The 23,110-nt window shown below is 60.0% G+C and carries 19 protein-coding genes and 4 tRNA genes; 15 read left to right on the top strand and 8 right to left on the bottom strand.

The annotated features are described in order from the left end of the window. The first annotated feature begins 144 nt into the window (after positions 1 to 144). Together copI and queF are read left to right on the top strand one after the other, a co-directional pair. A complete protein-coding gene (gene copI / locus AC07VG_RS20100; RefSeq protein WP_495002711.1) occupies positions 145 to 675 on the top strand; it encodes a copper-resistant cuproprotein CopI in 531 nt (176 codons plus the stop codon). An 83-nt stretch (positions 676 to 758) separates the two neighbouring features. Beyond that, positions 759 to 1,589, top strand: coding sequence for an NADPH-dependent 7-cyano-7-deazaguanine reductase QueF (gene queF, locus AC07VG_RS20095; protein ID WP_495002710.1), 831 nt, complete (start codon positions 759 to 761; stop codon positions 1,587 to 1,589). A gap of 204 nt (positions 1,590 to 1,793) precedes the next feature. Here the strand turns inward: queF and acnB are convergent, their stop codons facing one another. Continuing rightward, positions 1,794 to 4,394, bottom strand: coding sequence for a bifunctional aconitate hydratase 2/2-methylisocitrate dehydratase (gene acnB / locus AC07VG_RS20090; RefSeq protein ID WP_495002735.1), 2,601 nt, complete (start codon positions 4,392 to 4,394; stop codon positions 1,794 to 1,796). A 456-nt stretch (positions 4,395 to 4,850) separates the two neighbouring features. On the opposite strand from acnB, the gene AC07VG_RS20085 reads away from it, so the two are divergent. Continuing rightward, positions 4,851 to 5,321, top strand: a complete 471-nt coding sequence (locus AC07VG_RS20085) for a DUF1289 domain-containing protein (protein ID WP_495002709.1) — start codon at positions 4,851 to 4,853, stop codon at positions 5,319 to 5,321. Between the two features lie 158 nt (positions 5,322 to 5,479). On the opposite strand, the gene AC07VG_RS20080 is transcribed toward AC07VG_RS20085, so the two are convergent. Then, on the bottom strand, positions 5,480 to 6,343 hold the full coding sequence (locus AC07VG_RS20080; protein ID WP_495021747.1) for a universal stress protein: 864 nt from the start codon (positions 6,341 to 6,343) through the stop codon (positions 5,480 to 5,482). Between the two features lie 224 nt (positions 6,344 to 6,567). Between AC07VG_RS20080 and AC07VG_RS20075 the strand changes: the two genes are divergently transcribed. After that, a complete protein-coding gene (locus AC07VG_RS20075; protein ID WP_495021746.1) occupies positions 6,568 to 7,182 on the top strand; it encodes a MiaE family protein in 615 nt (204 codons plus the stop codon). Here AC07VG_RS20075 and AC07VG_RS20070 read toward each other — a convergent pair. Together AC07VG_RS20070 and AC07VG_RS20065 are read right to left on the bottom strand one after the other, a co-directional pair. Then, entirely contained in the window at positions 7,179 to 7,583 is a 405-nt protein-coding gene (locus AC07VG_RS20070) for a type II toxin-antitoxin system HicB family antitoxin (protein WP_103499481.1), read from the bottom strand. The two genes, AC07VG_RS20075 and AC07VG_RS20070, sit on opposite strands and share 4 nt — an antisense overlap. Positions 7,584 to 7,606: 23 nt before the next feature. Continuing rightward, positions 7,607 to 7,762, bottom strand: a complete 156-nt coding sequence (locus tag AC07VG_RS20065; RefSeq protein WP_495021771.1) for a type II toxin-antitoxin system HicA family toxin — start codon at positions 7,760 to 7,762, stop codon at positions 7,607 to 7,609. Between the two features lie 229 nt (positions 7,763 to 7,991). On the opposite strand from AC07VG_RS20065, the gene AC07VG_RS20060 reads away from it, so the two are divergent. The 4 genes from AC07VG_RS20060 to AC07VG_RS20045 are packed head-to-tail and all read left to right on the top strand — an operon-like array spanning position 7,992 to position 12,735. After that, the gene (locus tag AC07VG_RS20060; protein WP_495002706.1) at positions 7,992 to 8,474 is read left to right on the top strand and encodes a MarR family winged helix-turn-helix transcriptional regulator; all 483 of its coding nucleotides are present in this window, start codon (positions 7,992 to 7,994) and stop codon (positions 8,472 to 8,474) included. Further along, positions 8,464 to 9,933 (top strand): efflux transporter outer membrane subunit, encoded by a 1,470-nt coding sequence (locus AC07VG_RS20055; RefSeq protein ID WP_495021745.1) that lies wholly within the window; start codon positions 8,464 to 8,466, stop codon positions 9,931 to 9,933. The genes AC07VG_RS20060 and AC07VG_RS20055 overlap by 11 nt, the downstream gene beginning before the upstream one ends. A 15-nt stretch (positions 9,934 to 9,948) precedes the next feature. Continuing rightward, on the top strand, positions 9,949 to 11,145 hold the full coding sequence (locus AC07VG_RS20050; protein ID WP_495021744.1) for an HlyD family secretion protein: 1,197 nt from the start codon (positions 9,949 to 9,951) through the stop codon (positions 11,143 to 11,145). Between the two features lie 60 nt (positions 11,146 to 11,205). Continuing rightward, positions 11,206 to 12,735 (top strand): DHA2 family efflux MFS transporter permease subunit, encoded by a 1,530-nt coding sequence (locus AC07VG_RS20045; RefSeq protein WP_495021743.1) that lies wholly within the window; start codon positions 11,206 to 11,208, stop codon positions 12,733 to 12,735. Between the two features lie 55 nt (positions 12,736 to 12,790). On the opposite strand, the gene AC07VG_RS20040 is transcribed toward AC07VG_RS20045, so the two are convergent. Both AC07VG_RS20040 and AC07VG_RS20035 read right to left on the bottom strand, forming a co-directional pair. After that, the gene (locus tag AC07VG_RS20040; RefSeq protein ID WP_495002702.1) at positions 12,791 to 13,522 is read right to left on the bottom strand and encodes a UDP-2,3-diacylglucosamine diphosphatase; all 732 of its coding nucleotides are present in this window, start codon (positions 13,520 to 13,522) and stop codon (positions 12,791 to 12,793) included. Further along, positions 13,519 to 14,022, bottom strand: coding sequence for a peptidylprolyl isomerase (locus AC07VG_RS20035; protein WP_495002701.1), 504 nt, complete (start codon positions 14,020 to 14,022; stop codon positions 13,519 to 13,521). The genes AC07VG_RS20040 and AC07VG_RS20035 overlap by 4 nt, the downstream gene beginning before the upstream one ends. Positions 14,023 to 14,280: 258 nt before the next feature. Between AC07VG_RS20035 and AC07VG_RS20030 the strand changes: the two genes are divergently transcribed. Together AC07VG_RS20030 and cysS are read left to right on the top strand one after the other, a co-directional pair. Next, positions 14,281 to 15,978, top strand: a complete 1,698-nt coding sequence (locus AC07VG_RS20030; RefSeq protein WP_495002700.1) for a glutamine--tRNA ligase/YqeY domain fusion protein — start codon at positions 14,281 to 14,283, stop codon at positions 15,976 to 15,978. A gap of 18 nt (positions 15,979 to 15,996) precedes the next feature. Beyond that, positions 15,997 to 17,379 carry a cysteine--tRNA ligase gene (gene cysS, locus AC07VG_RS20025; RefSeq protein ID WP_495002699.1) on the top strand — a complete coding sequence of 461 codons (1,383 nt, stop codon included), beginning with the start codon at positions 15,997 to 15,999 and terminating at the stop codon, positions 17,377 to 17,379. A gap of 95 nt (positions 17,380 to 17,474) precedes the next feature. Here cysS and folD read toward each other — a convergent pair whose 3' ends face one another. Next, the gene (gene folD / locus AC07VG_RS20020; protein WP_495002698.1) at positions 17,475 to 18,329 is read right to left on the bottom strand and encodes a bifunctional methylenetetrahydrofolate dehydrogenase/methenyltetrahydrofolate cyclohydrolase FolD; all 855 of its coding nucleotides are present in this window, start codon (positions 18,327 to 18,329) and stop codon (positions 17,475 to 17,477) included. 279 nt (positions 18,330 to 18,608) lie between these two features. On the opposite strand from folD, the gene AC07VG_RS20015 reads away from it, so the two are divergent. The 4 genes from AC07VG_RS20015 (at position 18,609) to AC07VG_RS20000 (ending at position 19,096) form a co-directional block, all read left to right on the top strand. Next, a tRNA-Arg gene (locus AC07VG_RS20015) sits at positions 18,609 to 18,685 on the top strand. 32 nt (positions 18,686 to 18,717) lie between these two features. Further along, a tRNA-His gene (locus AC07VG_RS20010) sits at positions 18,718 to 18,794 on the top strand. A 57-nt stretch (positions 18,795 to 18,851) separates the two neighbouring features. Further along, positions 18,852 to 18,936 (top strand) — tRNA-Leu (locus AC07VG_RS20005). 84 nt (positions 18,937 to 19,020) lie between these two features. Continuing rightward, positions 19,021 to 19,096, top strand: a tRNA-His gene (locus AC07VG_RS20000). A 283-nt stretch (positions 19,097 to 19,379) separates the two neighbouring features. Here the strand turns inward: AC07VG_RS20000 and AC07VG_RS19995 are convergent. Further along, positions 19,380 to 21,314, bottom strand: coding sequence for an acyltransferase family protein (locus tag AC07VG_RS19995; RefSeq protein WP_495021742.1), 1,935 nt, complete (start codon positions 21,312 to 21,314; stop codon positions 19,380 to 19,382). A gap of 420 nt (positions 21,315 to 21,734) precedes the next feature. Between AC07VG_RS19995 and tig the strand changes: the two genes are divergently transcribed. Further along, positions 21,735 to 23,045, top strand: a complete 1,311-nt coding sequence (tig, locus tag AC07VG_RS19990) for a trigger factor (protein WP_495002696.1) — start codon at positions 21,735 to 21,737, stop codon at positions 23,043 to 23,045. The last annotated feature ends 65 nt before the right edge of the window (positions 23,046 to 23,110 follow it).

Below are 23,110 nucleotides of genomic sequence, written 5' to 3'. Positions count from 1 at the left end.
GGTAAATGGAACGGTGCGTTATACCGAGCACGCGGTGGACGAGGGGCAAACTGACAAAGTTGTAATCTGCGGGTCAGCTCAATGCCAGCGACCTGGCCTTACAGTTTCACACAATCTGGAGCCCATCGAAGTTGGAGTGTGACTATGTTTTTGCGTAACAGCTTGCTGCTTGTCGGTTTGCTGGTCCTGAGCTTGCCAGTCTGGGCCTCGCCTGCGGGCAGCTACGACTTCGGCCAGCCGGCACCGGCGAGCAAGGCCACGCGCACTATTGAAGTGACCATGACCGATATTGCCTTCAGTGCCAAGGAGCTGGATGTGAAGGCCGGTGAAACCGTGCGTTTCGTGCTGATCAATAAAGGCCATCTGCTGCATGAATTCAACCTGGGGCATGCGGCGGCCCATGCCGAGCACCAGCAGGAGATGCTCAAGATGCAGCAGGGTGGCCAATTGACGGCCACCGGCATGCAGATGAACGATATGAATATGGCCGGTATGGATCACGCGTCCATGGGGCACGAAATGAAGCATGACGATCCCAATAGTGTGCTGGTGGAACCGGGCAAGACCGCCGAGTTGACCTGGACCTTCAGTCAGGCCGAGAACCTGCAGTTTGCTTGCAATATTCCCGGGCATTACCAGGCGGGGATGGTCGGGACGTTGAAGATCGAACCTTGAAGTGACCTGGCTGGACCGAGGGCTTTCGTGCGAGTGGGTGATTTGCGCTAGACTGGCGGGGTTTATTCAGTCAGGTTTTTGTCATGCATCCCGCCGCCGAACACTCGCCACTGGGCAAGTCCAGTGAGTACATCGCCACCTATACACCCTCCTTGTTGTTCCCGATTCCACGGGCGGCCAAATGGGCCGAGCTGGGCCTGAGCGCCGAGACCTTGCCGTATGTCGGCGTGGACTTCTGGAACTGCTTCGAGTTGTCCTGGTTGCTGCCGTCCGGCAAGCCGGTGGTGGCGATCGGCGAGTTCAGTATCCCGGCGGATTCGCCGAATATCATCGAATCCAAGTCCTTCAAGCTGTACCTCAATTCCCTGAACCAGACGCCGTTCGTCGACACCGCCAGCCTGGAAGCGGTGCTGCGTGCCGATCTATCGGCGGCGGCCGGCAAGCCGGTGGGCGTGCGGGTCCGCCGTTTGAGCGAGGTACAGGCCGAGGGCGTAGTCGCCTTGCCGGGGGTGTGCATCGACGATCTGGAGATCAGCGTCAGCGACTACGCCCATCCGCGTCCGGAACTGCTGCGTTGCGACGCATCGCGGCGGGTCGAGGAGGTGGTGCACAGCCATTTGCTCAAGTCCAATTGCCCGGTGACCAGCCAGCCGGACTGGGGCAGTGTGGTGGTGGAGTATCGCGGTGCGGCGCTGGATCACGCGAGCTTGCTGGCGTACCTGGTGAGCTTCCGCCAGCACTCGGACTTCCACGAGCAATGTGTGGAACGGATCTTCCTCGACCTGCAGCGCTTGCTGAAACCGGAGAAATTGACCGTGTATGCGCGTTATGTGCGGCGGGGCGGGTTGGATATCAATCCGTATCGCAGTACCGAGAAGGCCGAGTTTCAGAACCTGCGGTTGGTTCGGCAGTAAGGTTGAACGCTAACCTTGTGGGAGCTGGCTTGCCGGCGATGGCGATTGAAAGGACGATGCAAAACTCAAGGGCCTCATCGCCGGCAAGCCGGCTCCCACAGGTTTATAGCGTTTTCAAGGTCCTATTTCCCTGGGTAAAAATCAGGTTTCTGCTGACATAAAAAAGCCCCGACTAATCGGGGCTTTTTCTATTGCGCGTAGAGCTTAGGCTTGAACGACCGGGATCTTGGCGTTCGCCGCGGCTTCACGGAACTCGGCGATCTGGTCGAAGCTGAGGTAGCGGTAAACGTCGGCAGCCATGCTGTCGATCTTACCGGCGTACTCCATGTATTCCTCGACGGTCGGCAGGCGACCCAGGATCGAAGCCACGGACGCCAGCTCGGCCGAAGCCAGGTAGACGTTCGCGCCGTCGCCCAGACGGTTCGGAAAGTTACGGGTCGAAGTCGAAACCACGGTGGCGTTCGGTTCTACCCGTGCCTGGTTACCCATGCACAGCGAGCAGCCCGGCATTTCCATACGGGCGCCAGCTTTGCCGTAGATGCCGTAGTAGCCTTCTTCGGTCAGCTGATGAGCGTCCATCTTGGTCGGCGGCGACAGCCACAGACGGGTTGGCAACTGGCCTTTGACCTGTTCCAGCAACTTGCCCGCAGCGCGGAAGTGGCCGATGTTGGTCATGCAGGAGCCGATGAACACTTCGTCGATCTTCTCGCCAGCAACGCTGGAGAGCAGGCGCGCATCGTCCGGGTCGTTCGGCGCGCAGAGCACAGGCTCCTTGACGTCGGCCAGGTCGATTTCGATGATTTCCGCGTACTCGGCGTCCTTGTCGGCTTCCAGCAGCTCTGGGTTGGCTACCCAGGCTTCCATCGCCTGAGCACGACGCTCCAGGGTGCGGGCATCGCCGTAGCCTTCGCCGATCATCCAGCGCAGCAGGGTGATGTTCGACTTCAGGTATTCGGCGATCGATTCTTTCGACAGTTTGATGGTGCAACCGGCGGCGGAACGTTCGGCCGAGGCGTCGGACAGTTCGAAAGCCTGTTCGACGGTCAGGGTTTCCAGGCCTTCGATTTCCAGGATGCGGCCAGAGAAGGCGTTCTTCTTGCCTTTCTTCTCAACGGTCAGCAGGCCTTTCTGGATGGCGTAGTAAGGGATGGCATGAACCAGGTCACGCAGGGTGACACCGGGTTGCAGCTTGCCCTTGAAACGCACCAGGATCGATTCCGGCATGTCCAGCGGCATGACGCCAGTGGCGGCGGCGAAAGCCACCAGACCGGAACCGGCCGGGAACGAGATGCCGATCGGGAAACGGGTGTGGGAGTCACCACCGGTACCGACGGTGTCCGGCAGCAGCATGCGGTTCAGCCAGCTGTGGATGATGCCGTCGCCCGGGCGCAGGGAAACACCGCCACGGGTCATGATGAAGTCGGGCAGGGTGTGGTGCGTGGTGACGTCGATCGGCTTCGGGTAGGCCGCGGTGTGGCAGAACGACTGCATGACCAGGTCGGTGGAGAAACCCAGGCAGGCCAGGTCTTTCAGCTCGTCGCGGGTCATCGGGCCAGTGGTGTCCTGGGAACCGACGGTGGTCATCTTCGGCTCGCAGTAGGTGCCAGGACGAACGCCTGTCACGCCGCAGGCCTTGCCGACCATTTTCTGCGCCAGGGTGTAACCCTTGGTGCTTTCAGCCGGGGCTTCCGGCAGCTTGAACAGGGTCGAAGGTGGCAGGCCCAGTTCGGTGCGTGCCTTCTCGGTCAGGCCACGGCCGATGATCAGCGGAATACGACCGCCGGCACGGACTTCGTCGAGCAGGACCGGGGTCTTCATTTCGAAGGTGGTCAGGACTTCATCGCTGTTGTGCTTGGTGACTTTGCCAGCATGTGGGTACAGGTCGATCACGTCGCCCATGTTCATGTTGGTAACGTCGAACTCGATCGGCAGTGCGCCGGCATCTTCCATGGTGTTGTAGAAGATCGGGGCGATCTTGCTGCCGAAGCAGAAGCCGCCTGCGCGCTTGTTCGGCACGTAAGGGACGTCGTCGCCGAAGAACCACAGCACCGAGTTGGTTGCCGATTTGCGCGACGAACCGGTACCGACCACGTCACCGACGTAGGCGATCGGGAAGCCGTCGTTGCGCATCTGCTCGATCTGTTTCATCGGGCCGATGGCGCCTTGCTGGTCCGGGACGATACCGTCACGGGCCATTTTCAGCATGGCCAGGGCGTGCAGCGGGATATCCGGACGCGACCAGGCGTCTGGTGCCGGCGACAGGTCGTCGGTGTTGGTTTCGCCGGTGACCTTGAACACGCGCAGGCTGATCTTGTCGGCCAGTACCGGGCGGTTCTTGAACCACTCGCCGTCGGCCCAGGACTGGATCACTTCCTTGGCGTGAGCGTTGCCGTTCTTGGCTTTTTCCGCGACGTCGTGGAAGGCATCGAACATCAGCAGGGTGTGCTTGAGTTGCGCGGCGGCAACGGCGGCCAGCTCAGCGTCGTCCAGCAGCTCGACCAGGGTCACGATGTTGTAGCCGCCCTGCATGGTGCCGAGCAGTTCTACCGCGCGCTTCTTGTCGATCAGGGGGGATTTGACTTCGCCCTTGGCCAGGGCGGAAAGGAAACCGGCCTTGACGTAGGCCGCTTCGTCCACGCCAGGCGGAACGCGGTTGGTGATCAAGTCAACGAGGAAAGCTTCTTCGCCAGCCGGGGGATTCTTCAGCAGCTCGACCAGGCCTGCGGTTTGTTCGGCGTTAAGCGGCTGGGGCACGATACCCAGTGCTGCACGCTCTTCGATATGTTTGCGGTAGGCTTCAAGCACAGTTATTACCCTCATCAGTGGTCCCAAATGGGTGTCCGGGACGCTCATCCAGAAATGCACGGCACTCATGCGCTGCGGGGCTTTTTGAGCCGCTTAGCCAGAGTTTCCAAGCTTTCCAACAGAAGCTGTTTTCAAAGTTTTACGCCTGCGGAACGGGAGCTGATGAGGGTCGGCGCAGGGGGTTCCGGGGGGAATTCCTGCGCCAACGCCGTTCTTTAGGATCGAGGGCGATTTACGCCCGATGGGTGAAGCGTCATCGGACGTAATTTCACCCTACACTGTGCTCGTGACGCTTTGAAAACAGCTTCCAACGGACATTGGCGCCTAAAAAGGCAGGCTGATTCTACGGTATATTCCAAAGAAAGGTAAGTTAAGCCCTACAGGTTCGGGGGTGACCCTTGTTAGACAAAGGGCTAACATGCGGACCTGTTTTGCTTTTCCGCGTGCCCCCTGCCCATGTCCAATCAGACCATCAAGACTCCCTGCGTCGGCCTCTGCTCCACTGTTTACGGCGATCTGGTGTGCCGCGGCTGTAAGCGCTTCCATCATGAAGTCATCCATTGGAACGGCTACAACGAGGAAGAGAAGCGTGCGGTGTGGTTGCGCCTGGAGCAATTGCTGGTCCAGGTCATGGTCGCCAAAATCGAGGTGTTCGATCCGCCCAAGCTGCGCCAGCAATTGGAGGCCCGCAAGATTCGCTTCGTGCCGCATCAATCGGAATATTGCTGGGCGTACCAGTTGATTGCCCGTGGCGCGCGGGTGATCAGCCAGTTGGAGGCCTACGGCATGGTGCTGTTACCGGAGTTTCGCGACTGGGGCCTGCCGGAGCTGCGCGATGCCATCGACCGGGAGTTTTTCCTGCTGTCCGAGGCGCATTACCAGCGCTATATCGCCCCGGGTTTTCTCAAGGATGCGTTCGGCGCCTGAAGCTGTTGCGCCTATTCTGGCCTCTTCGCAGCGGTGCGGCGTCCCGACAAGCTCCGCCCCCGCCGTGTTTTTGAGTCAGGTCTGAATTTTGTGTACGGCACGGGACCTGTGGGAGCGGAGCTTGCCCGCGAAGGCGATCAAAAGGTCGCTAGATACCTTCAGGGCCGCGGTGCGGTCTCCACCAGGTGATCGATGATTTCCTGGGGTTTCAGCACCAGCACATCGCTTTCCAGTACATCGAGCACCACTTCCGCAGTATTGCCGATCAGTGCCCCTGAAATCCCGGTGCGTGCCACCGTGCCGATCACCGTCACCGCGGCCCCGAGTGTACGGGCCATATGGGGAATCAGCACGTCGGCGGGGCCTTCCTTGATGTGCAGGTGCTCGTCATCGACATCGAATTGCGTCTGGAAGTCTCGGCATTGATCGCGATAACGGCCTTCGATGGTTTCCCTGAGCTGATACACCGGATCGGCGGCCGACAACATGGGCGAGGGGTGAGCGCTGATCACGTGCAGATGGCCCTTAGCCAGGCTGGCGATGTCATAGCCGTGATCGATGATGCTGGCGTGCAGATGGCGGTGTTCGTCATCGGTGTTGCCCACGTCCACCGCCGCGAGAATCACCCCGCCTGACCAGGGCGTCTCGGTCTTGACCATCAAGACGGCGGAGGGGCAGTAACGCAGCAGTTTCCAGTCGGAAGGGGTCAGCAGGGCTTTTTTCAGCGGGCTGTCGGGGCGATGCTGCTTGATCACCAGGCCGCAGCCTTCGGCCTGTTGCACACCGATGATGGTGTCGTGCAGGGTCTGGTCCCAGGCCTGCTCGGCCGTGGCGCTGTAGCCGTCGTCATGCAATTGGCTCTTGAGCAGGCTGAGCAGGGCGCTGTGATCGTGCTTGGGGTCGCACATCAACAGGTGCAGGTGCGCATCCGTGACCCCGGCGATCAGCTTGGCGCGGTTGAGGGCCAGGCTGTGGGCGTGGTCGGGGTCGAGTATCACCAGGATGCTGCGGATGGCTTGCATGGTCGGGGTGCTCCAAGGAAGGTTGAAGGCGACTGCTTACAACTATAGTTGCAGTCTGCCGACTGCAACCTTGATGCATATCAAGTGCGGTGGCTGGCGATCTGCCCCGGGCCCCGTATAATCGGCGGCCTTGTCCTGCCTGCCCCCCCGGTTTTTGTGAGTCCCATGTCGACTATTCCCGTGCTGCACCCCTGCCAAGCCTTTCCTGTGACGGGAGTTTTCCTGTGACTCTGCCGGAAATCCACGAGTTCCTCGGTTGCCCGACCCCGCAAGGCTGGGTGCAGGCGGCGTTGGCGGATCAGGAAACGCTACTGATCGACCACAAGAACTGCGAGTTCAAGGCGGCCAGCACCGCGTTGAGCCTGATCGCCAAGTACCATTCCCATGTCGACCTGATCAACCTGATGTCGCGCCTGGCCCGGGAAGAGCTGGTGCACCATGAACAGGTCATGCGCCTGATGAAGCGACGCAAGATCGAGTTGCGGCAGTTGTCCGCCGGTCGTTATGCCTCGGGGCTGCGCAAGGCGGTCCGTAGCCACGAACCGGTCAAGCTGGTGGACACCCTGGTGGTCGGTGCCTTTATCGAGGCGCGCAGCTGCGAGCGCTTCGAAGCCCTGGTGCCGCACCTGGACGAAGAATTGGGCAAATTCTATTTCGGCCTGCTCAAGAGCGAGGCCCGGCATTTCCAGGGCTACCTGAAACTGGCCTACCAGTACGGCGACGCCGAGGATATTGGCCGGGTCATCGAGCGGGTGCGGGCGGTCGAGCAGGAACTGATCGAGTCGCCCGACGACGAATTCCGCTTCCACAGCGGTGTCCCGGCCCTTGCCGGTGCTTAAGTGCGGACCAGCTTTTCCAGCGCCGCGTCCGCGAGGAACGATGAACGGCTCTTGATCCGGTGGTCGCGCACGTAACGGTCGATGCGCTGGATCACAAAGCCGGGAAGCGTCACGTTGACCTTCTCGGTCTTGCCCAGATAGGGCGAGATATCGATTTCCAGCATGCCCCAGCCCATATCCGCGAACTCGGGATTTTTCCGATGGGTGAAGGAGGGCGATGGCGTCGGCACGGGCTGGCCGTTCGAAACGATCTCCTCGAGCATGATATGGGCGATTTCCAGGGCGGCGTTATACGCCTCCTCGAACGTATCGCCGGCGGTCACGGCACCCGGAATATCCGGAATCTGGATGCCGATGGCGGTGTGTTCATCACCCCATTCGATGGCGATGGGATATTGCATGATGGTCTCCTGACTGAACGGGTTCATAACAAGCCCGCCCGTTTTCTGATGCTTCTGATGGTCCCGAGCGGCAGATCCTTCTTCGGATGTGGCACGGGGATCGAGTGGGGGCTGCTGGGGTGGACGAAAACATGATGACTGCCCCTGATTCGTTGCAGCATCCAGCCAGCGGCCTCCAGTTAGGCGATCAAATCCCTGCTTTTCACCTGTGACTCCTTGTCAGGTATGTCAGGGAACCCTAGCCGTCCTGCTATCAAACATCGAATTCAAAGGTGTGTCTAGAGTTATCTATTCGCGACCTGGCCTTCTATCGGGTAAATAAAAAGCCTGCTAACTAATGCTTTGACATTAGCTGCCTAAGCAGTAATATCTGAGCAACTCTCTGCCTAAGCAGCTTTTGGTGGCCTTATGAAGCATTTCACCCCGGACGACTTTCACAACTGCCATCTCGGCTTGCTCCTGGGCCGTGCCGCGTTGCTCAAGGACCGGATCATCGACACCCACATGGTGCCGTACGGCATCACGGCCGCGCAGTTCAAGGTGTTGATCATCATGGCCCAGTTCGGGGTGGATACCCCGGCCGAACTGTGCCGCCATCTGTCCCTGGACAGCGGTTCCATGACTCGCATGCTCGATCGCCTGGAACAGAAGGATCTGCTCGCCCGTCGGCGTTCGGAGGGTGATCGGCGTCAGGTCCAACTGGTGCTCACGGCACAGGGGCAGGTTCTCGCCGACCGTCTGCCGGAAATCGGTGCCGATGCGATGAACGAACTGGCGGGGGCTGTCACCGAGCAAGAGTTGCGGACTCTGGAAGACATCCTGAAGAAAATTTTGCTGGCGGCCGGGGACTCGATCACCCTGCTGCGGGTGGGTGAAAAAAATGAGCAGTAAAACCCTGCGTAGCGGTTTCAGCCTGGTGTTCCTGTCGATGCTCCTGGCCGGTTGCGCCAGCTATAGCGGCCTGCACACCGAAGGCGTCAGCCTCGAGGCGAAAAACCTCAAGGCCGCACAATCCCTCAAGGGCGTGACCCTGTCACCCGCGGCCTGGCCGAAAAACGACTGGTGGAAAAGCCTCGGCGACCCGCAACTCGATGGTCTGATCCGCGAAGCCTTGCATGACAGCCCTGACATGCAGGTCGCCAGTGCGCGGGCGCACCAGGCCAGCGCGGGGGCCTCTGCCGCCGATGCGGCGCGGATGCCGACCCTGGATGCCAGCGGCAGTGTCAGCCGTTCGCGCCTGGCGCGAGACCAGGACCCCAGCGGTCGCGGCGGGGTCTATGACACTGTGCGCAAGCTGGGCGTCAGCTTCAACTACAGCTTCGATCTCTGGGGTGGTCAGCGGGATGCCTGGGAAGCCGCGTTGGGTCAGGCGCGTGCCGCCGAAGTCGATCGTCAGGCCGCGCAATTGACCCTTGCCGCCGACGTGGCACGGGCCTACAGCAACCTGGGGCAGGCGCATATCGTCTATGACCTGGCCAACGATGATCTGCAGCGCACTCACAAGCTGCTGGACCTGGGCAAGCGCCGCCTGAGCTCCGGCATCGACAGCCACTACCAGTACCAACAGACCGAAAGCCTCGCCGCCAGCGCCGAAGAGCAAGTGATCGACGCCGGGAAAAAGCTGCAAAGTGCCAAGGTCGCCCTGGCCGTCCTGCTGGGCAAGGGGCCGGATCGTGGTAATGAGATCGCCCGGCCGAAGATTCTCCAGCCGAGTGCCGTGGCTCTGCCGTCGGTGCTCCCGGCGGAACTGCTGGGACGGCGCCCGGACCTGGTGGCCGCACGCTGGCGCGTCGAGGCCGCGAGCAAGGACATTGCCGCTGGCAAGACCCGCTTCTACCCCAACCTCAACCTGAGTGCCACCGCCGGTGGTGAATCGCTGCTGGGCGACGCCCTGTTCGGTTCCGCCAGTCGCTTCTTCAGCATTGCCCCGACTGTCTCGCTGCCGATTTTCGACGGTGGTCGCCTGCGCGCCGGCCTTGATGCCAAGGACGCCGACTACGATCTGGCGGTGGCGCAGTACAACAAGAGCCTGGTCCAGGCGCTGGGCGATGTCAGCGACACCCTCCAGCAGTTGCGCGCCCTCGGCCAGCAGATCGTGGCCCAGCAACATGCGGCGGATATCGCCCAGGACTCCTATAACACCGTGTTGCAGCGCTATGGCGCCGGCATCGGCAACTACCTGGACGTGCTCACCATCGAGCAGACCCTGTTGCAGGCCCAGCGTCAACTGGCGGACCTGAATGCCCAGCAGATCGATTTTTCCATCCAGCTGATGCAGGCCTTGGGCGGTGGTTTTCAGGCCGACAACATCGCCGCAAACGCCACCCGCCCCTCGGCTCAGACTTATTAATTCAAGGTACCTGCCATGGCCACTGCAACCAACACTACTGAAACAACCCAGGACGCTGGCAATTCACGCAAGCGCAAAGTCATGCTGACCGGTCTCACCCTGCTGGTGATCCTCGGCGGCCTCGGCGTCTGGGGCTGGCATGAAGTCTACGGGCGCTGGAGCGAAAGCACCGACGACGCCTACGTCAATGGCAACGTGGTGGAAATCACGCCGCTGGTGACCGGCACCGTGGTCAGCATCGGCGCCGACGACGGCGACCTGGTGCACGAAGGCCAGGTGCTGCTGAACTTCGACCCGAGCGATGCCGAGGTCGGCCTGCAAAGCGCCGAGGCCAACCTGGCCAAGACCGTGCGTCAGGTGCGCGGCCTCTACAGCAATGTCGACGGTATGAAGGCCCAGGTCGCGGAGCAGAAGACCGCGGTACAGAAAGCCCAGGATAACTTCACTCGCCGCAAGAACCTGGCGGCCGGTGGTGCGATTTCCCAGGAGGAACTGTCCCACGCCCGTGACGACCTGACCTCCGCCCAGAGCGCCCTGAACAACGCCCAGCATCAACTCAACACCAGCAGCGCCCTGGTGGACGACACCGTGGTTTCCAATCACCCGGATGTCAAAGCCGCGGCCGCGCAACTGCGCCAGGCTTATCTGGCCAACGCCCGGACCACCCTGATTGCGCCGGTCACCGGTTATGTCGCCAAACGCACCGTGCAACTGGGTCAGCGGGTTCAGCCGGGTACCGCGCTGATGGCGGTGATTCCCCTGGACCAGCTGTGGGTCGATGCCAACTTCAAGGAAACCCAACTGCGTGACATGCGTATCGGCCAGCCGGTGGACATCGAGGCTGACCTGTATGGCAGTTCGGTGAAATACAGCGGCACCATCGACAGTCTCGGTGCTGGCACCGGCAGCGCCTTTGCCTTGCTGCCGGCGCAGAACGCCACCGGCAACTGGATCAAGATCGTCCAGCGGGTCCCCGTGCGTATTCATATCAACGCCGAAGAGCTGGCCAAACACCCGCTGCGGGTCGGCCTGTCGACCCAGGTCGAAGTCAATCTGCATGACCAGAGCGGTCCGGTGCTGGCCCAGCAGCCGCCACAAAAAGCTTCGTTCAGCACCAACGTGTACACCCAGCAACTGGCCGATGCCGATGCGGTGATTACCCGTCTGATCCATGAAAACAGCGCCACCGCGGCGAAAACCGCGCAACGCTGAGTCGCCAATCCTGCCGCGACCCGAACGTCGCGGCAGCTGCCTCGTTTCCAAGGATTCGCGATGAGCTCGAACGCATCTTTCACTCCGCCCAGCCTGTTGCTCAGTACCATCGGCCTGTCGCTGGCGACTTTCATGCAGGTGCTCGACACCACCATCGCCAACGTGGCCTTGCCGACCATTTCCGGCAACCTGGGCGTGAGTTCGGAGCAGGGCACCTGGGTCATCACCTCTTTTGCCGTGAGCAACGCCATCGCCTTGCCGTTGACCGGTTGGCTGAGCCGGCGGTTTGGCGAGGTGAAGCTGTTTATCTGGGCGACGATCCTGTTTGTAATGGCTTCGTTTCTCTGTGGTATTTCCACCTCGATGCCCGAGCTGGTGGGCTTTCGCGTGCTGCAAGGGCTGGTGGCCGGGCCGCTGTACCCGATGACCCAGACGCTGTTGATCGCGGTCTATCCGCCGGCCAAGCGCGGCATGGCCCTGGCGCTGCTGGCGATGGTCACGGTGGTCGCGCCGATTGCCGGACCGATTCTCGGTGGCTGGATTACCGACAGCTACAGCTGGCCGTGGATCTTCTTTATCAACGTACCCATCGGCGTATTCGCCGCCATGGTGGTGCGCCAGCAACTCAAGAGCCGACCGGTGGAGATCAGTCGCCAGCCAATGGACTATGTCGGCTTGTTGACCTTGATCATCGGTGTGGGGGCCTTGCAGGTGATTCTCGACAAAGGCAATGATCTGGACTGGTTCGAGTCGAACTTCATCGTGATCGGTGCAGTTATCTCGGCGATTGCCCTGTCAGTGTTCGTGATCTGGGAGATGACCGACCAACATCCGGTGGTCAATCTGCGCCTGTTCGCCCATCGCAACTTCCGGATCGGGACCATTGTGCTGGTCCTTGGCTACGCCGGATTCTTCGGCATCAACCTGATCCTGCCGCAGTGGCTGCAGACCCAGATGGGTTACACCGCCACCTGGGCGGGGTTGGCGGTGGCGCCGATCGGAATCCTGCCGGTGCTGATGTCGCCTTTCGTCGGTAAATATGCCAACAAGGTCGACCTGCGCTTGCTCGCCGGCCTGGCGTTCCTGGCGATCGGCCTGAGCTGCTTCATGCGCGCCGGGTTCACCAACGAGGTGGACTTCCAGCATGTCGCCATGGTGCAGCTGTTCATGGGGATCGGCGTGGCGCTGTTCTTCATGCCGACCTTGAGCATCCTGATGTCGGACCTGCCACCGAGCCAGATCGCCGATGGTGCCGGTCTGGCCACCTTCCTGCGTACGCTGGGGGGGAGCTTCGCGGCCTCGCTGACGACCTGGATCTGGATTCGCCGGGCCGACCAGCACCATGCTTACCTGAGTGAAAGCATCACCCCCTTCGACCCGGCGACCCGTGATGTCCTGGGCAATCTCGGCGGGGCGGGCAGCCGGGCTTATGCTCAGTTGGAACAGGTGCTCACCAGCCAGTCCTACATGCTCTCGACCGTGGATTACTTCACGCTGCTGGGCTGGGGCTTCATGGCCTTGATGCTGTTGGTATGGCTGGCCAAGCCACCGTTCGCGGCGAAGGCCGGGCCGGCGGCGGCCGGACACTGACGGCGAGGTGCTGATGTGGAGGGGGCAAGCCCCCTCGCCACAAGGGATTCTGTGTTCAGGCTGGCGGCGTGAAATCAAACGCCGCCAGCTGGAAACCCTGCTCATCCACCTGCAAGGCCCAGCCCTGGCGATCCCAATCGCCCAGCACAATCCGTTTCGCCGCTTGCGCGCCGAGTTGCAACTTGTGAATGGCTGGTCGATGGGTATGGCCATGGATCAGGGTCTGCACGCCATGCTGCTGCATGACCCGCACGACCTCCGGCGGCGTCACATCAACAATGTCATTGGCTTTCATCCGTGTCTGCGTGCGACTTTCGCTGCGCAGTTTGCGCGCTAGCTTGTGGCGGCTGCGCAGTGGCAGGTGCCGGAGGATGAACAGGGTGATGGGGTTGCGTAGATAACGACGCAGGCGCATATAAGCCTCGTCCCGCGTGCACAGGCTGTCGCCGTGCATCAGCAGCACGGGCTCGTCATTCATCCGCACCACGCTCGGGTCCTTGAGCAGGGTGGCGCCGGCCGCTTTGCAGAAGGCCTTGCCGAGCAGGAAGTCGCGATTGCCGTGCATCAGGAAAACCTGCGTGCCACTGTCGCTCAACGTGCGCAAGGCGGCGCAGATCGAGCTTTGAAAGGGGGTCATGGCATCGTCGCCGATCCAGACTTCGAAAAAATCGCCCAGGATATACAGCGCTTGTGCCGAACGGGCGCGTCCGGCGAGGAAATCCAGAAACGCCCGGGTGATGTCCGGGCGCTCCTCTTCCAGATGCAAATCTGAAATCAGCAGTATCACTCAACGATCTCGGCTTTCTCGATGATCACGTCTTCTGCGGGTACGTCCTGGTGGCCGGCCTTCATGGTGGTGGCCACGCCCTTGATCTTGTCGACCACGTCAGTGCCGGCAACCACTTTGGCGAATACCGCGTAGCCCCAGCCCTGGACGGTCTTGGCGCTGTGGTTGAGGAAGCTGTTGTCGGTGACGTTGATGAAGAACTGCGCGGAGGCCGAATGCGGCTCCATGGTACGGGCCATGGCGACGCTGTACTTCTCGTTCGGCAGGCCGTTGTCGGCTTCGTTCTGGATGCTCGGGCGCTTGTCTTTCTTTTCTTTCATGCCCGGCTCGAAACCGCCGCCCTGGATCATGAAGTTGCCGATCACACGGTGGAACACCGTGTTTTCGTAGTGGCCGGCGTTGACGTACTCAATGAAGTTGGCCACGGTGATCGGGGCTTTCTCGGCATTCAGTTCCAGGACGATTTCGCCGTGGTTGGTGGTCAGTTTGACTTGGGTCATCTTGGCTACTCTTTGAAGGAATTCGTGGGTTTCGGAGTGCGGGTAGCGCCCGCGGGTCCGAACCGATCTGGCATCAATCCACCAGGTTGCGCAGTTTAGCGTGCGGCGCGGGAATTTCGAGGCGGTTTTTTCATCCAGTCGCTATTAATAGGCCCCGTTTTCGGCGCGCCACTGTCAGGGGCTTGATCGCATCGGCTATGATATCCGTTTTGATTGATCAGGCCGACCCGGCCGCGCACCCGCAAGCCCAAGGATCCTATGAGCAAGCCCACTGTCGACCCTACCTCGAACGCCAAGACCGGACCGGCTGTCCCGGTCAACTTCCTGCGCCCGATCATTCAGGCCGACCTGGACTCGGGCAAGCACACTCAGATCGTGACGCGCTTCCCGCCCGAGCCTAACGGCTACCTGCACATTGGCCACGCCAAGTCGATCTGCGTGAACTTCGGCCTGGCCCAGGAGTTCGGTGGCGTCACGCACCTGCGTTTCGACGACACCAACCCGGCCAAGGAAGACCAGGAATACATCGATGCCATCGAAAGCGACGTCAAGTGGCTGGGTTTCGAGTGGTCCGGTGAAGTGCGCTACGCCTCGCAGTATTTCGACCAGTTGCACGACTGGGCGGTGGAACTGATCAAGGCCGGCAAGGCCTATGTCGACGACCTGACCCCGGAGCAGGCCAAGGAATACCGTGGCAGCCTGACCGAACCGGGCAAGAACAGCCCGTTCCGCGAGCGTTCGGTGGAAGAGAACCTCGACTGGTTTGCGCGCATGCGCGCTGGTGAGTTTCCGGACGGTGCACGCGTGCTGCGGGCCAAGATCGACATGGCTTCGCCGAACATGAACCTGCGCGACCCGATCATGTATCGCATCCGCCATGCACATCACCACCAGACCGGCGACAAGTGGTGCATCTACCCGAACTACGACTTCACCCACGGTCAATCGGATGCTATCGAAGGCATTACCCACTCGATCTGCACCCTGGAGTTCGAAAGCCACCGTCCGCTGTATGAGTGGTTCCTGGACAGCCTGCCAGTGCCGGCGCACCCGCGCCAGTACGAGTTCAGCCGTTTGAACCTGAATTACACCATCACCAGCAAGCGCAAGCTCAAGCAGCTTGTCGACGAGGGATACGTCAACGGTTGGGACGACCCGCGCATGTCGACGCTGTCGGGCTTCCGTCGTCGTGGCTATACGCCGAAATCGATCCGCAATTTCTGCGAAATGATCGGTACCAACCGTTCCGATGGCGTGGTGGATTTCGGCATGCTGGAATTCAGTATCCGTGACGACCTCGACCACAGTGCCCCGCGCGCCATGTGCGTGCTGCGCCCGCTGAAAGTCGTGATCACCAACTACCCGGAAGGCCAGGTCGAGAACCTCGAACTGCCGCGCCACCCGAAAGAAGACATGGGCGTGCGCGCATTGCCATTCGCCCGTGAGATCTACATTGATCGCGAAGACTTCATGGAAGAGCCGCCCAAGGGCTACAAGCGCCTGGAACCGAGCGGTGAAGTGCGCCTGCGCGGCAGCTATGTGATCCGTGCCGATGAGGCGATCAAGGATGCCGACGGCAATATCGTCGAGCTGCGCTGTTCCTATGACCCGCAGACCCTGGGCAAGAACCCCGAGGGCCGCAAGGTCAAGGGCGTGATCCACTGGGTGCCGGCGGCGGCCAGCGTCGAGTGCGAAGTGCGCCTGTACGATCGTCTGTTCCGTTCGGCCAACCCCGAGAAGGCCGAAGACAGCGCCAGTTTCCTGGACAACATCAACCCTGACTCCCTGCAAGTGCTCACTGGTTGTCGTGCTGAACCCTCGCTGGGCAATGCACAGCCGGAAGACCGTTTCCAGTTCGAGCGCGAAGGTTACTTCTGCGCGGATATCAAGGACTCGAAACCCGGTGCTCCGGTCTTCAACCGTACCGTGACCTTGCGTGATTCGTGGGGCCAGTGATTCTTTAAGGAAAGCGTTGTGCTAACGATCTACAACACGCTCACCAAGAGCAAAGAAGTCTTCAAGCCGCTGGATGGCAACAAGGTGCGCATGTATGTCTGCGGGATGACCGTGTATGACTACTGCCACCTGGGCCATGGTCGCAGCATGGTTGCCTTCGACCTGGTGACCCGCTGGTTGCGTTTCAGCGGGTACGACCTGACGTATGTGCGCAATATCACTGACATCGACGACAAGATCATCAATCGGGCCAACGAGAACGGCGAATCGTTCGGGGCGCTGACCGAGCGCATGATCACCGCGATGCACGAGGACGAGGCGCGCCTGAACATCCGCAAGCCGGACATGGAGCCGCGCGCCACGGATCATATCCCGGGCATGCTGAGCATGATCCAGACCTTGATCGACAAGGGTTACGCCTACGCTCCGGGCAATGGCGACGTGTACTATCGCGTCGCCAAGTTCATGGGCTACGGCAAGCTGTCGCGCAAGAAAATCGAAGACCTGCGCATCGGTGCGCGGATCGAAGTCGACGAAGCCAAGCAGGACCCGCTGGACTTCGTCCTGTGGAAAGGCGCCAAGCCCGGCGAGCCGAGCTGGGAATCGCCATGGGGTGCCGGGCGTCCGGGCTGGCATATCGAGTGCTCGGTGATGTCCACCTGCTGTCTGGGTGAGACCTTCGATATTCATGGCGGCGGCAGCGACCTCGAGTTTCCGCACCATGAAAACGAAATCGCCCAGAGCGAGGCGGCCACCGGCAAGACCTACGCCAATGCCTGGATGCACTGCGGCATGATTCGCATCAATGGCGAGAAGATGTCCAAGTCCTTGAACAACTTCTTCACCATTCGCGACGTGCTGGACAAGTATCACCCGGAAGTCGTGCGTTACCTGCTGGTATCGAGCCACTACCGCAGCGCCATCAACTATTCGGAAGACAACCTCAAAGACGCCAAGGGTGCCCTGGAGCGTTTTTACCATGCGTTGAAAGGCCTGCCGAAGGTGCCGGCAGCCGGTGGCGAGGCTTTTGTCGAGCGTTTCACCCAGGTGATGAACGACGACTTCGGCACGCCGGAAGCTTGTGCGGTGTTGTTCGAAATGGTGCGCGAGATCAACCGTCTGCGCGAGAGCGATCCGGCGGCTGCGGCCGGTCTGGCCGCGCGTCTGAAAGAACTGGCCAGCGTGCTCGGTGTCTTGCAGCTGGAAGCCGATGATTTCCTGCGGGCGGGCGCCGAAGGGCGGGTCGACGCGGCTGAAGTCGAAGCGTTGATCCAGGCGCGCCTGACGGCGCGGGCCAACAAGGACTGGGCGGAATCCGACCGGATCCGCGACCAGATCACCGCGATGGGCGTGGTGCTGGAAGACGGCAAGGGCGGCACCACCTGGCGTCTGGCTGACTGAGTCGGACCTGGGTAAAAACAAAAAACCGCCATTCGGCGGTTTTTTGTTGGCTGAAGGTCTCTCAGCGGCGTGGCACCGCGGGAGGCCTCCTGGCTTCAGGCATGCAGCGTTTCAGCGGCATACAAGGTGTTTTCCAGCAGGCAGGCGCGGGTCATCGGGCCTACGCCGCCCGGGACCGGAGTGATCCAGCCGGCGCGGGGCAGGGCGGTTTCGTAGATCACGTCGCCCACCAGCTTGCCGTCTGCCTGGCGGTTGATGCCGACGTCGATGACGATGGCGCCTTCCTTGATCCACTCACCCTTGACCAGGCCCGGCTTGCCAGCGGCCACCACGACCAGGTCGGCGCGGCCGACATGGCCGGCCAGATCACGGGTAAAGCGGTGGGTGACGGTCACGGTGCAGCCGGCCAGTAGCAGCTCCATGGCCATCGGGCGACCGACGATATTGGAGGCGCCGACAATCACCGCATCCATCCCGTAAAGATCGACCCCGGTGCTTTCCAGCAGGGCCATGATGCCTTTCGGAGTGCACGGACGCAGCAGTGGGATGCGCTGGGCCAGGCGGCCGACGTTATAAGGATGGAAGCCGTCGACGTCCTTGTCCGGGCGAATGCGCTCCAGCAGTTTGGAGGCGTCCAGATGTTCCGGCAGCGGCAATTGCAGCAGCACGCCGTCGATCTGCGGATCGTCATTGAGGCGATCGATCAGCTCGGTGAGCGCCTGTTGCGTAGTGTCGCTGGGCAAGTCATAGGCTTGTGAAATGAAGCCGACCTCTTCGCAGTCTTTACGCTTGTGCGAAACATAAACCTGAGAGGCAGGATCGCTGCCGACCAGAATCACCGCGAGGCCTGGCGTGCGCAGGCCCTGCTGGCGACGCTCGGCGACACGTTGGGCGATCTGCTTGCGCAGATGGGCGGCGATCGCTTTGCCGTCGATTAGTTGTGCAGTCATGACGCGTGATTAACCATCGAGAGGGGTTGAAAAAGAGTGCGCATTCTCGCATGTCGTGGCGCGAGGGCAAAGGCGCTTGGTCCGGATATTCCCCTAAGCCCTTTATATTTCTGAGTTTTTTTCAAAAAGGAGTTGACGACCTTTCGACTCGTCTATAACATCTGTCGCGCTTGTCGGGCATAGCCTAGCACTGGTTGAGAAGGTCGAGCAGAGTTGATGTCTGGCTCAGCAAGATTGAAGCACTTGGTTTGTAGTCGTCAGCGAATACAGATTAATAAGGCGCCCGTAGCTCAGCTGGATAGAGCATCCGCCTTCTAAGCGGATGGTCGCAGGTTCGAGTCCTGCCGGGTGCGCCATTAGGCAGCTTTGGCACAAGTAACGCAATATGGTGGGGCGTAGCTCAGTTGGTAGAGCACAGGATTGTGACTCCTGTTGTCGTGGGTTCGATCCCCATCGTCCACCCCATATTTCGAAAAGGCGCCAGATGAACAGTCTGGCGCCTTTGCTTTAAAAGTTTCATGCGCGGATGTGGTGGAATTGGTAGACACACTGGATTTAGGTTCCAGCGCCGCGAGGCGTAAGAGTTCGAGTCTCTTCATCCGCACCAAATAAAGTTTCATCAGGGCCGATTGGCGTTGGTGGGACTGAGCAAAGAGGTCGATCTGATCGATTTTTTTGAACAGGCAATATGGTGGGCGTAGCTCAGTTGGTAGAGCACAGGATTGTGACTCCTGTTGTCGTGGGTTCGATCCCCATCGTCCACCCCATATTCGAATAAAGACGCCAGATTAATCATCTGGCGTTTTTTTTGTCAGGTTTCGCCAAGGTCCGCTGACTTTTGCAAAAGCGAGTAAAGAGGCCGCCTCGAGCGGTTTTTTTATTGCCTCGAGTTTCGCCATTCTTCGTTGTCTTGCGCCAATTTCCAGCTTGTTCGTGAGGGTGTCTGCCTCGATCGGAATTTACTTGGCTGCTGCCTTCCAGTGCTCCTTCCTCCGCCCGCTTTTTATCGGCTGGAGAGGGTTGTCAGGTGGCGCGGTCGAACTTGCCGGGTCAAAGCGTCTTGTCCTGTAGAAGCCTACGTGCCAGGTATTCCGATCCAGATATCGTGAGATGGTTGCTGTCGCGATAGAGCAGCGAACCGTCCTGGGTCATGCTGCAGGATTTTTCGGTGCAGAAATATTTGTAGGTTTGAATGAGTGTTGGATAACCGCTCGCCGTGACCGCTGATTGGAGCATGTCGTAGTAGTATTTTCGCCGGTTGAGATGCTCGGCAAGCGCCGATGAGCAGGTCTGGCCGCTGCCACTGAAACGTCTTCCGTACTTGCATTTCGCGGAGTCGAACAGGAATGACGGTATGTCATCCAATACGTAGAGTTTCTTTCCTGAATGCTTGAAGGCGTCAAAGGTGTTTTTCAGGCGGGTCGGCAAGTTATCAAGCGTAGGTACTATTTTTCCTTCCCAGGCAGCGGAAATGATCACCGTCTTGATGTTTTTGTCGGCGAGGGCGATCTCAAAGGCGTCTTTGAATTTTTCACTGTCAATAACGGGGAGGTCGACATGAATGAAAGAGGCTACGTTCAAGTCCTTGAACTGTTCTGACAGTCCGGGCAGCAAGTGCTCTGCGTGACTATCGCCAATCAGCAGCATATCGACCGGGCTGGACGGTTTCGACTGAAAGCAGCGGTAGCCGTTGGCGCCGGGATCATAGGCCGAGAAACTTTTGAGCTTTTCGTCCGAGCACCGGGAGAAGTGTTTGTTCAGGTAGGCAATATAGGGGTCGCGGCCGAGATCGTCCGGGTAGATGCTCACCGGGTTGGCGCCTGCCCTGGACGGGAATCCATTATTGGCCTGGATGGTCAGTGCCGTGATCGCGACGAGGATCATCGTCGCGGCGAGGAGTCCTACTGCCGCCGGGTTCTTGAAGCGGCCAAGACGGATGGGGCTTTCAATGAATCGGTAGGTCGCCCAGGCCAGCGCAAGCGCGAGGATGACCAGGGCGATTCTGGTCTCCAGGGATGGAGTGGCGCTCTCGATGATTCGGTCGAACGACAGCAGGGGCCAGTGCCACAGGTAAAGCGGATAGCTGATAAGTCCGATACCGACCAGCAGCCTGCTGGACAGGATTGTGCGGTTGATCAGTCCCTGGGGGCCTGCGGCAATGAGCAGTGTCGAGCCAATGACGGGTAGCAGTGCAAGGCTTCCGGGGAACACGCTGGAGCGGGTAATAGTGGCAAGGCCGCTGACAATCAGCAGGGTTCCGGCGAGAGATAGGGTGTTGCTGATGCCGATGGCGGGTTTCCATTTGCCAGCCGCGCACGCAAGCAGCGCACCGACCAGTAACTCCCAGAGACGGCTGAGCGGCGAGTAAAAATCGGCCGTGGGGTTGTGGGTTGCCTGGTGGATATTCAGGGCAAATGACAGGGTGGCGAGGGCGGCAATGGCCAAGCCCGGGTTGGCGCGGGTTCGCCAGAGCAACAGCAGAATCAATGGCCATGCCAGATAGAACTGCTCTTCAATGCCGAGGCTCCATAAGTGCAGGAGTGGTTTGGCTTCTGCCGCGACATCGAAGTAACTTGTCTCGCTCCAGAACATCAGGTTCGAGATAAAGGCAGCGCCTGCCAGCGTATGCTTTCCCAGCAAGGTGTATTCGTCTGCGAGCAGTGCCAGCCAGCCGAACGCCAGGCAGAACATCAGTACGGCAATGAGTGCGGGGAATATTCGTATTATTCGCCTGGCATAGAAGTGTCCGAGGCTAAAGGTGTCGCTCTGCAGGTTCTTGAAAAGGATGGATGAAATCAGGAAGCCGGAAATAACAAAGAAAATATCGACGCCAATAAATCCGCCGCCAAGCAGGGTGGGGAAGGCATGGGTAATCACGACGGCGATGACGGCGATGGCGCGAAGGCCATCGATGTCCTGGCGATACGCAATCTGCGAATGACTGGCTGCTTTCCCCAGCGGCTGCTCAAGTTTGAGTGATGTCATCGGTACTGGTCGCTCCGGCGCATCGCCTGTTTATAAAGCGCCGTAGCGTAACCGTTAACCGGTTGGCGCAATAGCTGGATTGCCGGTCTGTGGAGGGGTTGTGATAATCCAGGCCGACGCTGCCCCGCAAGGCCCGACGAACCTGGATCTGGAGGTGTTCAGTGGGTTGCCCGATACGGGCGGGGGCTTATGCGCGCTGCCACCGTGACGTATTCCTGCGCGCCTTCTATATAATAGAAAGACGATTGAGTGACCGCCTGTCCGGGGCGCCTGGCTCAAGGGTGGCTCATGTCCGATGATGGCCGGCTGTTTTTACCCGTTTTCAGTAGGGTGACTTCTTGAGTCCGACCCACTAGAATGCTTGCCCTTGCTTCTGAGGTCGGAAACGGCCGGCTAATGTCTGTGCAACGAGGAATATCCATGCAAGTTTCTGTTGAAAATACATCGGCTCTTGAGCGCCGCATGAGCATCACCGTGCCAGCTGAGCGCATCGAGACCCAGGTCAACAAGCGTCTGCAGCAGACTGCCCAAAAGGCCAAGATTGCAGGCTTCCGCCCTGGCAAGGTGCCAATGAGCGTGATTCGCCAGCGTTACGAGGCGGATGCCCGTCAGGAAGCGGTGGGCGATGTGATCCAGTCCTCCTTCTATGAAGCCGTGGTTGAGCAGAAGCTGAACCCGGCCGGTCAGCCTTCTGTCGAGCCGAAAGTGCTGGAGAAGGGCAAGGACCTGGAATACGTTGCGACGTTCGAAGTGTTCCCTGAGTTCACTGTTGCCGGTTTCGACTCCATTGCTGTCGAGCGCCTGAGCGCTGACGTGGCGGACTCGGATCTGGACAACATGCTGGAAATCCTGCGCAAGCAGAACACCCGTTTCGAAGTGGCCGATCGTGCTGCCCAGAACGAAGACCAGCTGAATATCGATTTCGTCGGCAAGGTCGACGGTGAAGCCTTCGCTGGCGGTTCCGCCAAGGGCACCCAGCTGGTGCTGGGCTCCAACCGCATGATCCCGGGCTTCGAAGATGGTCTGGTAGGCGCTAAAGCCGGTGAAGAACGCGTTCTGAACCTGACTTTCCCAGCTGACTACCAGAACCTGGACCTGGCTGGCAAAGCCGCTGAGTTCACCGTTACCGTCAACAGCGTGTCCGCACCGACCCTGCCTGAGCTGAACGAAGTCTTCTTCGCCCAGTTCGGTATCAAGGAAAGCGGTCTGGATGGTTTCCGCACCGAAGTTCGCAAGAACATGGAGCGTGAACTGCGTCAGGCGATCAAATCCAAGGTCAAGAACCAGGTCATGGACGGTCTGCTGGCCGCCAACCCGATCGAAGTGCCGAAGGCCCTGCTGTCCAACGAAGTGGATCGTCTGCGGGTGCAAGCCGTTCAACAGTTCGGCGGCAACATCAAGCCTGACCAACTGCCGGCCGAGCTGTTCGAAGAACAAGCCAAGCGCCGTGTCGTGCTGGGTCTGATCGTGGCTGAAGTGGTCAAGCAGTTCGAGCTCAAGCCTGATGAAACCCGCGTACGTGAGCTGATCCAGGAAATGGCTTCGGCCTACCAGGAGCCAGAGCAGGTTGTGTCGTGGTACTACAAGAACGACCAGCAACTGAACGAAGTCCGTTCGGTTGTGCTGGAAGAACAAGTTGTGGATACTGTTCTGCAGAAGGCGAATGTGACCGATAAATCGGTCTCCTACGAAGAAGCAGTCAAGCCGGTGGAAGCTCCACAAGCCGACTGATTTTCTGACTCGTTGGAAAATACACACCATAAGCCAGCCTCGCGCTGGCTTATGCGTATTCAAGA

This window comes from Pseudomonas sp. GW821-FHT03C07 (assembly GCF_059420925.1).
Note: the sequence above shows the minus strand (reverse complement) of the source record. Positions and strands in the feature narration are given on the sequence as shown.

Coding starts and splice junctions, on each gene's coding strand:
- copI (WP_495002711.1), top strand. CDS start 145: ATGTTTTTGCGTAACAGCTTGCTGCTTGTCGGTTTGCTGGTCCTGAGC.
- queF (WP_495002710.1), top strand. CDS start 759: ATGCATCCCGCCGCCGAACACTCGCCACTGGGCAAGTCCAGTGAGTAC.
- AC07VG_RS20085 (WP_495002709.1), top strand. CDS start 4,851: ATGTCCAATCAGACCATCAAGACTCCCTGCGTCGGCCTCTGCTCCACT.
- AC07VG_RS20080 (WP_495021747.1), bottom strand. CDS start 6,343: ATGCAAGCCATCCGCAGCATCCTGGTGATACTCGACCCCGACCACGCC.
- AC07VG_RS20070 (WP_103499481.1), bottom strand. CDS start 7,583: ATGCAATATCCCATCGCCATCGAATGGGGTGATGAACACACCGCCATC.
- AC07VG_RS20060 (WP_495002706.1), top strand. CDS start 7,992: ATGAAGCATTTCACCCCGGACGACTTTCACAACTGCCATCTCGGCTTG.
- AC07VG_RS20055 (WP_495021745.1), top strand. CDS start 8,464: ATGAGCAGTAAAACCCTGCGTAGCGGTTTCAGCCTGGTGTTCCTGTCG.
- AC07VG_RS20050 (WP_495021744.1), top strand. CDS start 9,949: ATGGCCACTGCAACCAACACTACTGAAACAACCCAGGACGCTGGCAAT.
- AC07VG_RS20045 (WP_495021743.1), top strand. CDS start 11,206: ATGAGCTCGAACGCATCTTTCACTCCGCCCAGCCTGTTGCTCAGTACC.
- AC07VG_RS20035 (WP_495002701.1), bottom strand. CDS start 14,022: ATGACCCAAGTCAAACTGACCACCAACCACGGCGAAATCGTCCTGGAA.
- AC07VG_RS20030 (WP_495002700.1), top strand. CDS start 14,281: ATGAGCAAGCCCACTGTCGACCCTACCTCGAACGCCAAGACCGGACCG.
- folD (WP_495002698.1), bottom strand. CDS start 18,329: ATGACTGCACAACTAATCGACGGCAAAGCGATCGCCGCCCATCTGCGC.
- AC07VG_RS19995 (WP_495021742.1), bottom strand. CDS start 21,314: ATGACATCACTCAAACTTGAGCAGCCGCTGGGGAAAGCAGCCAGTCAT.
- tig (WP_495002696.1), top strand. CDS start 21,735: ATGCAAGTTTCTGTTGAAAATACATCGGCTCTTGAGCGCCGCATGAGC.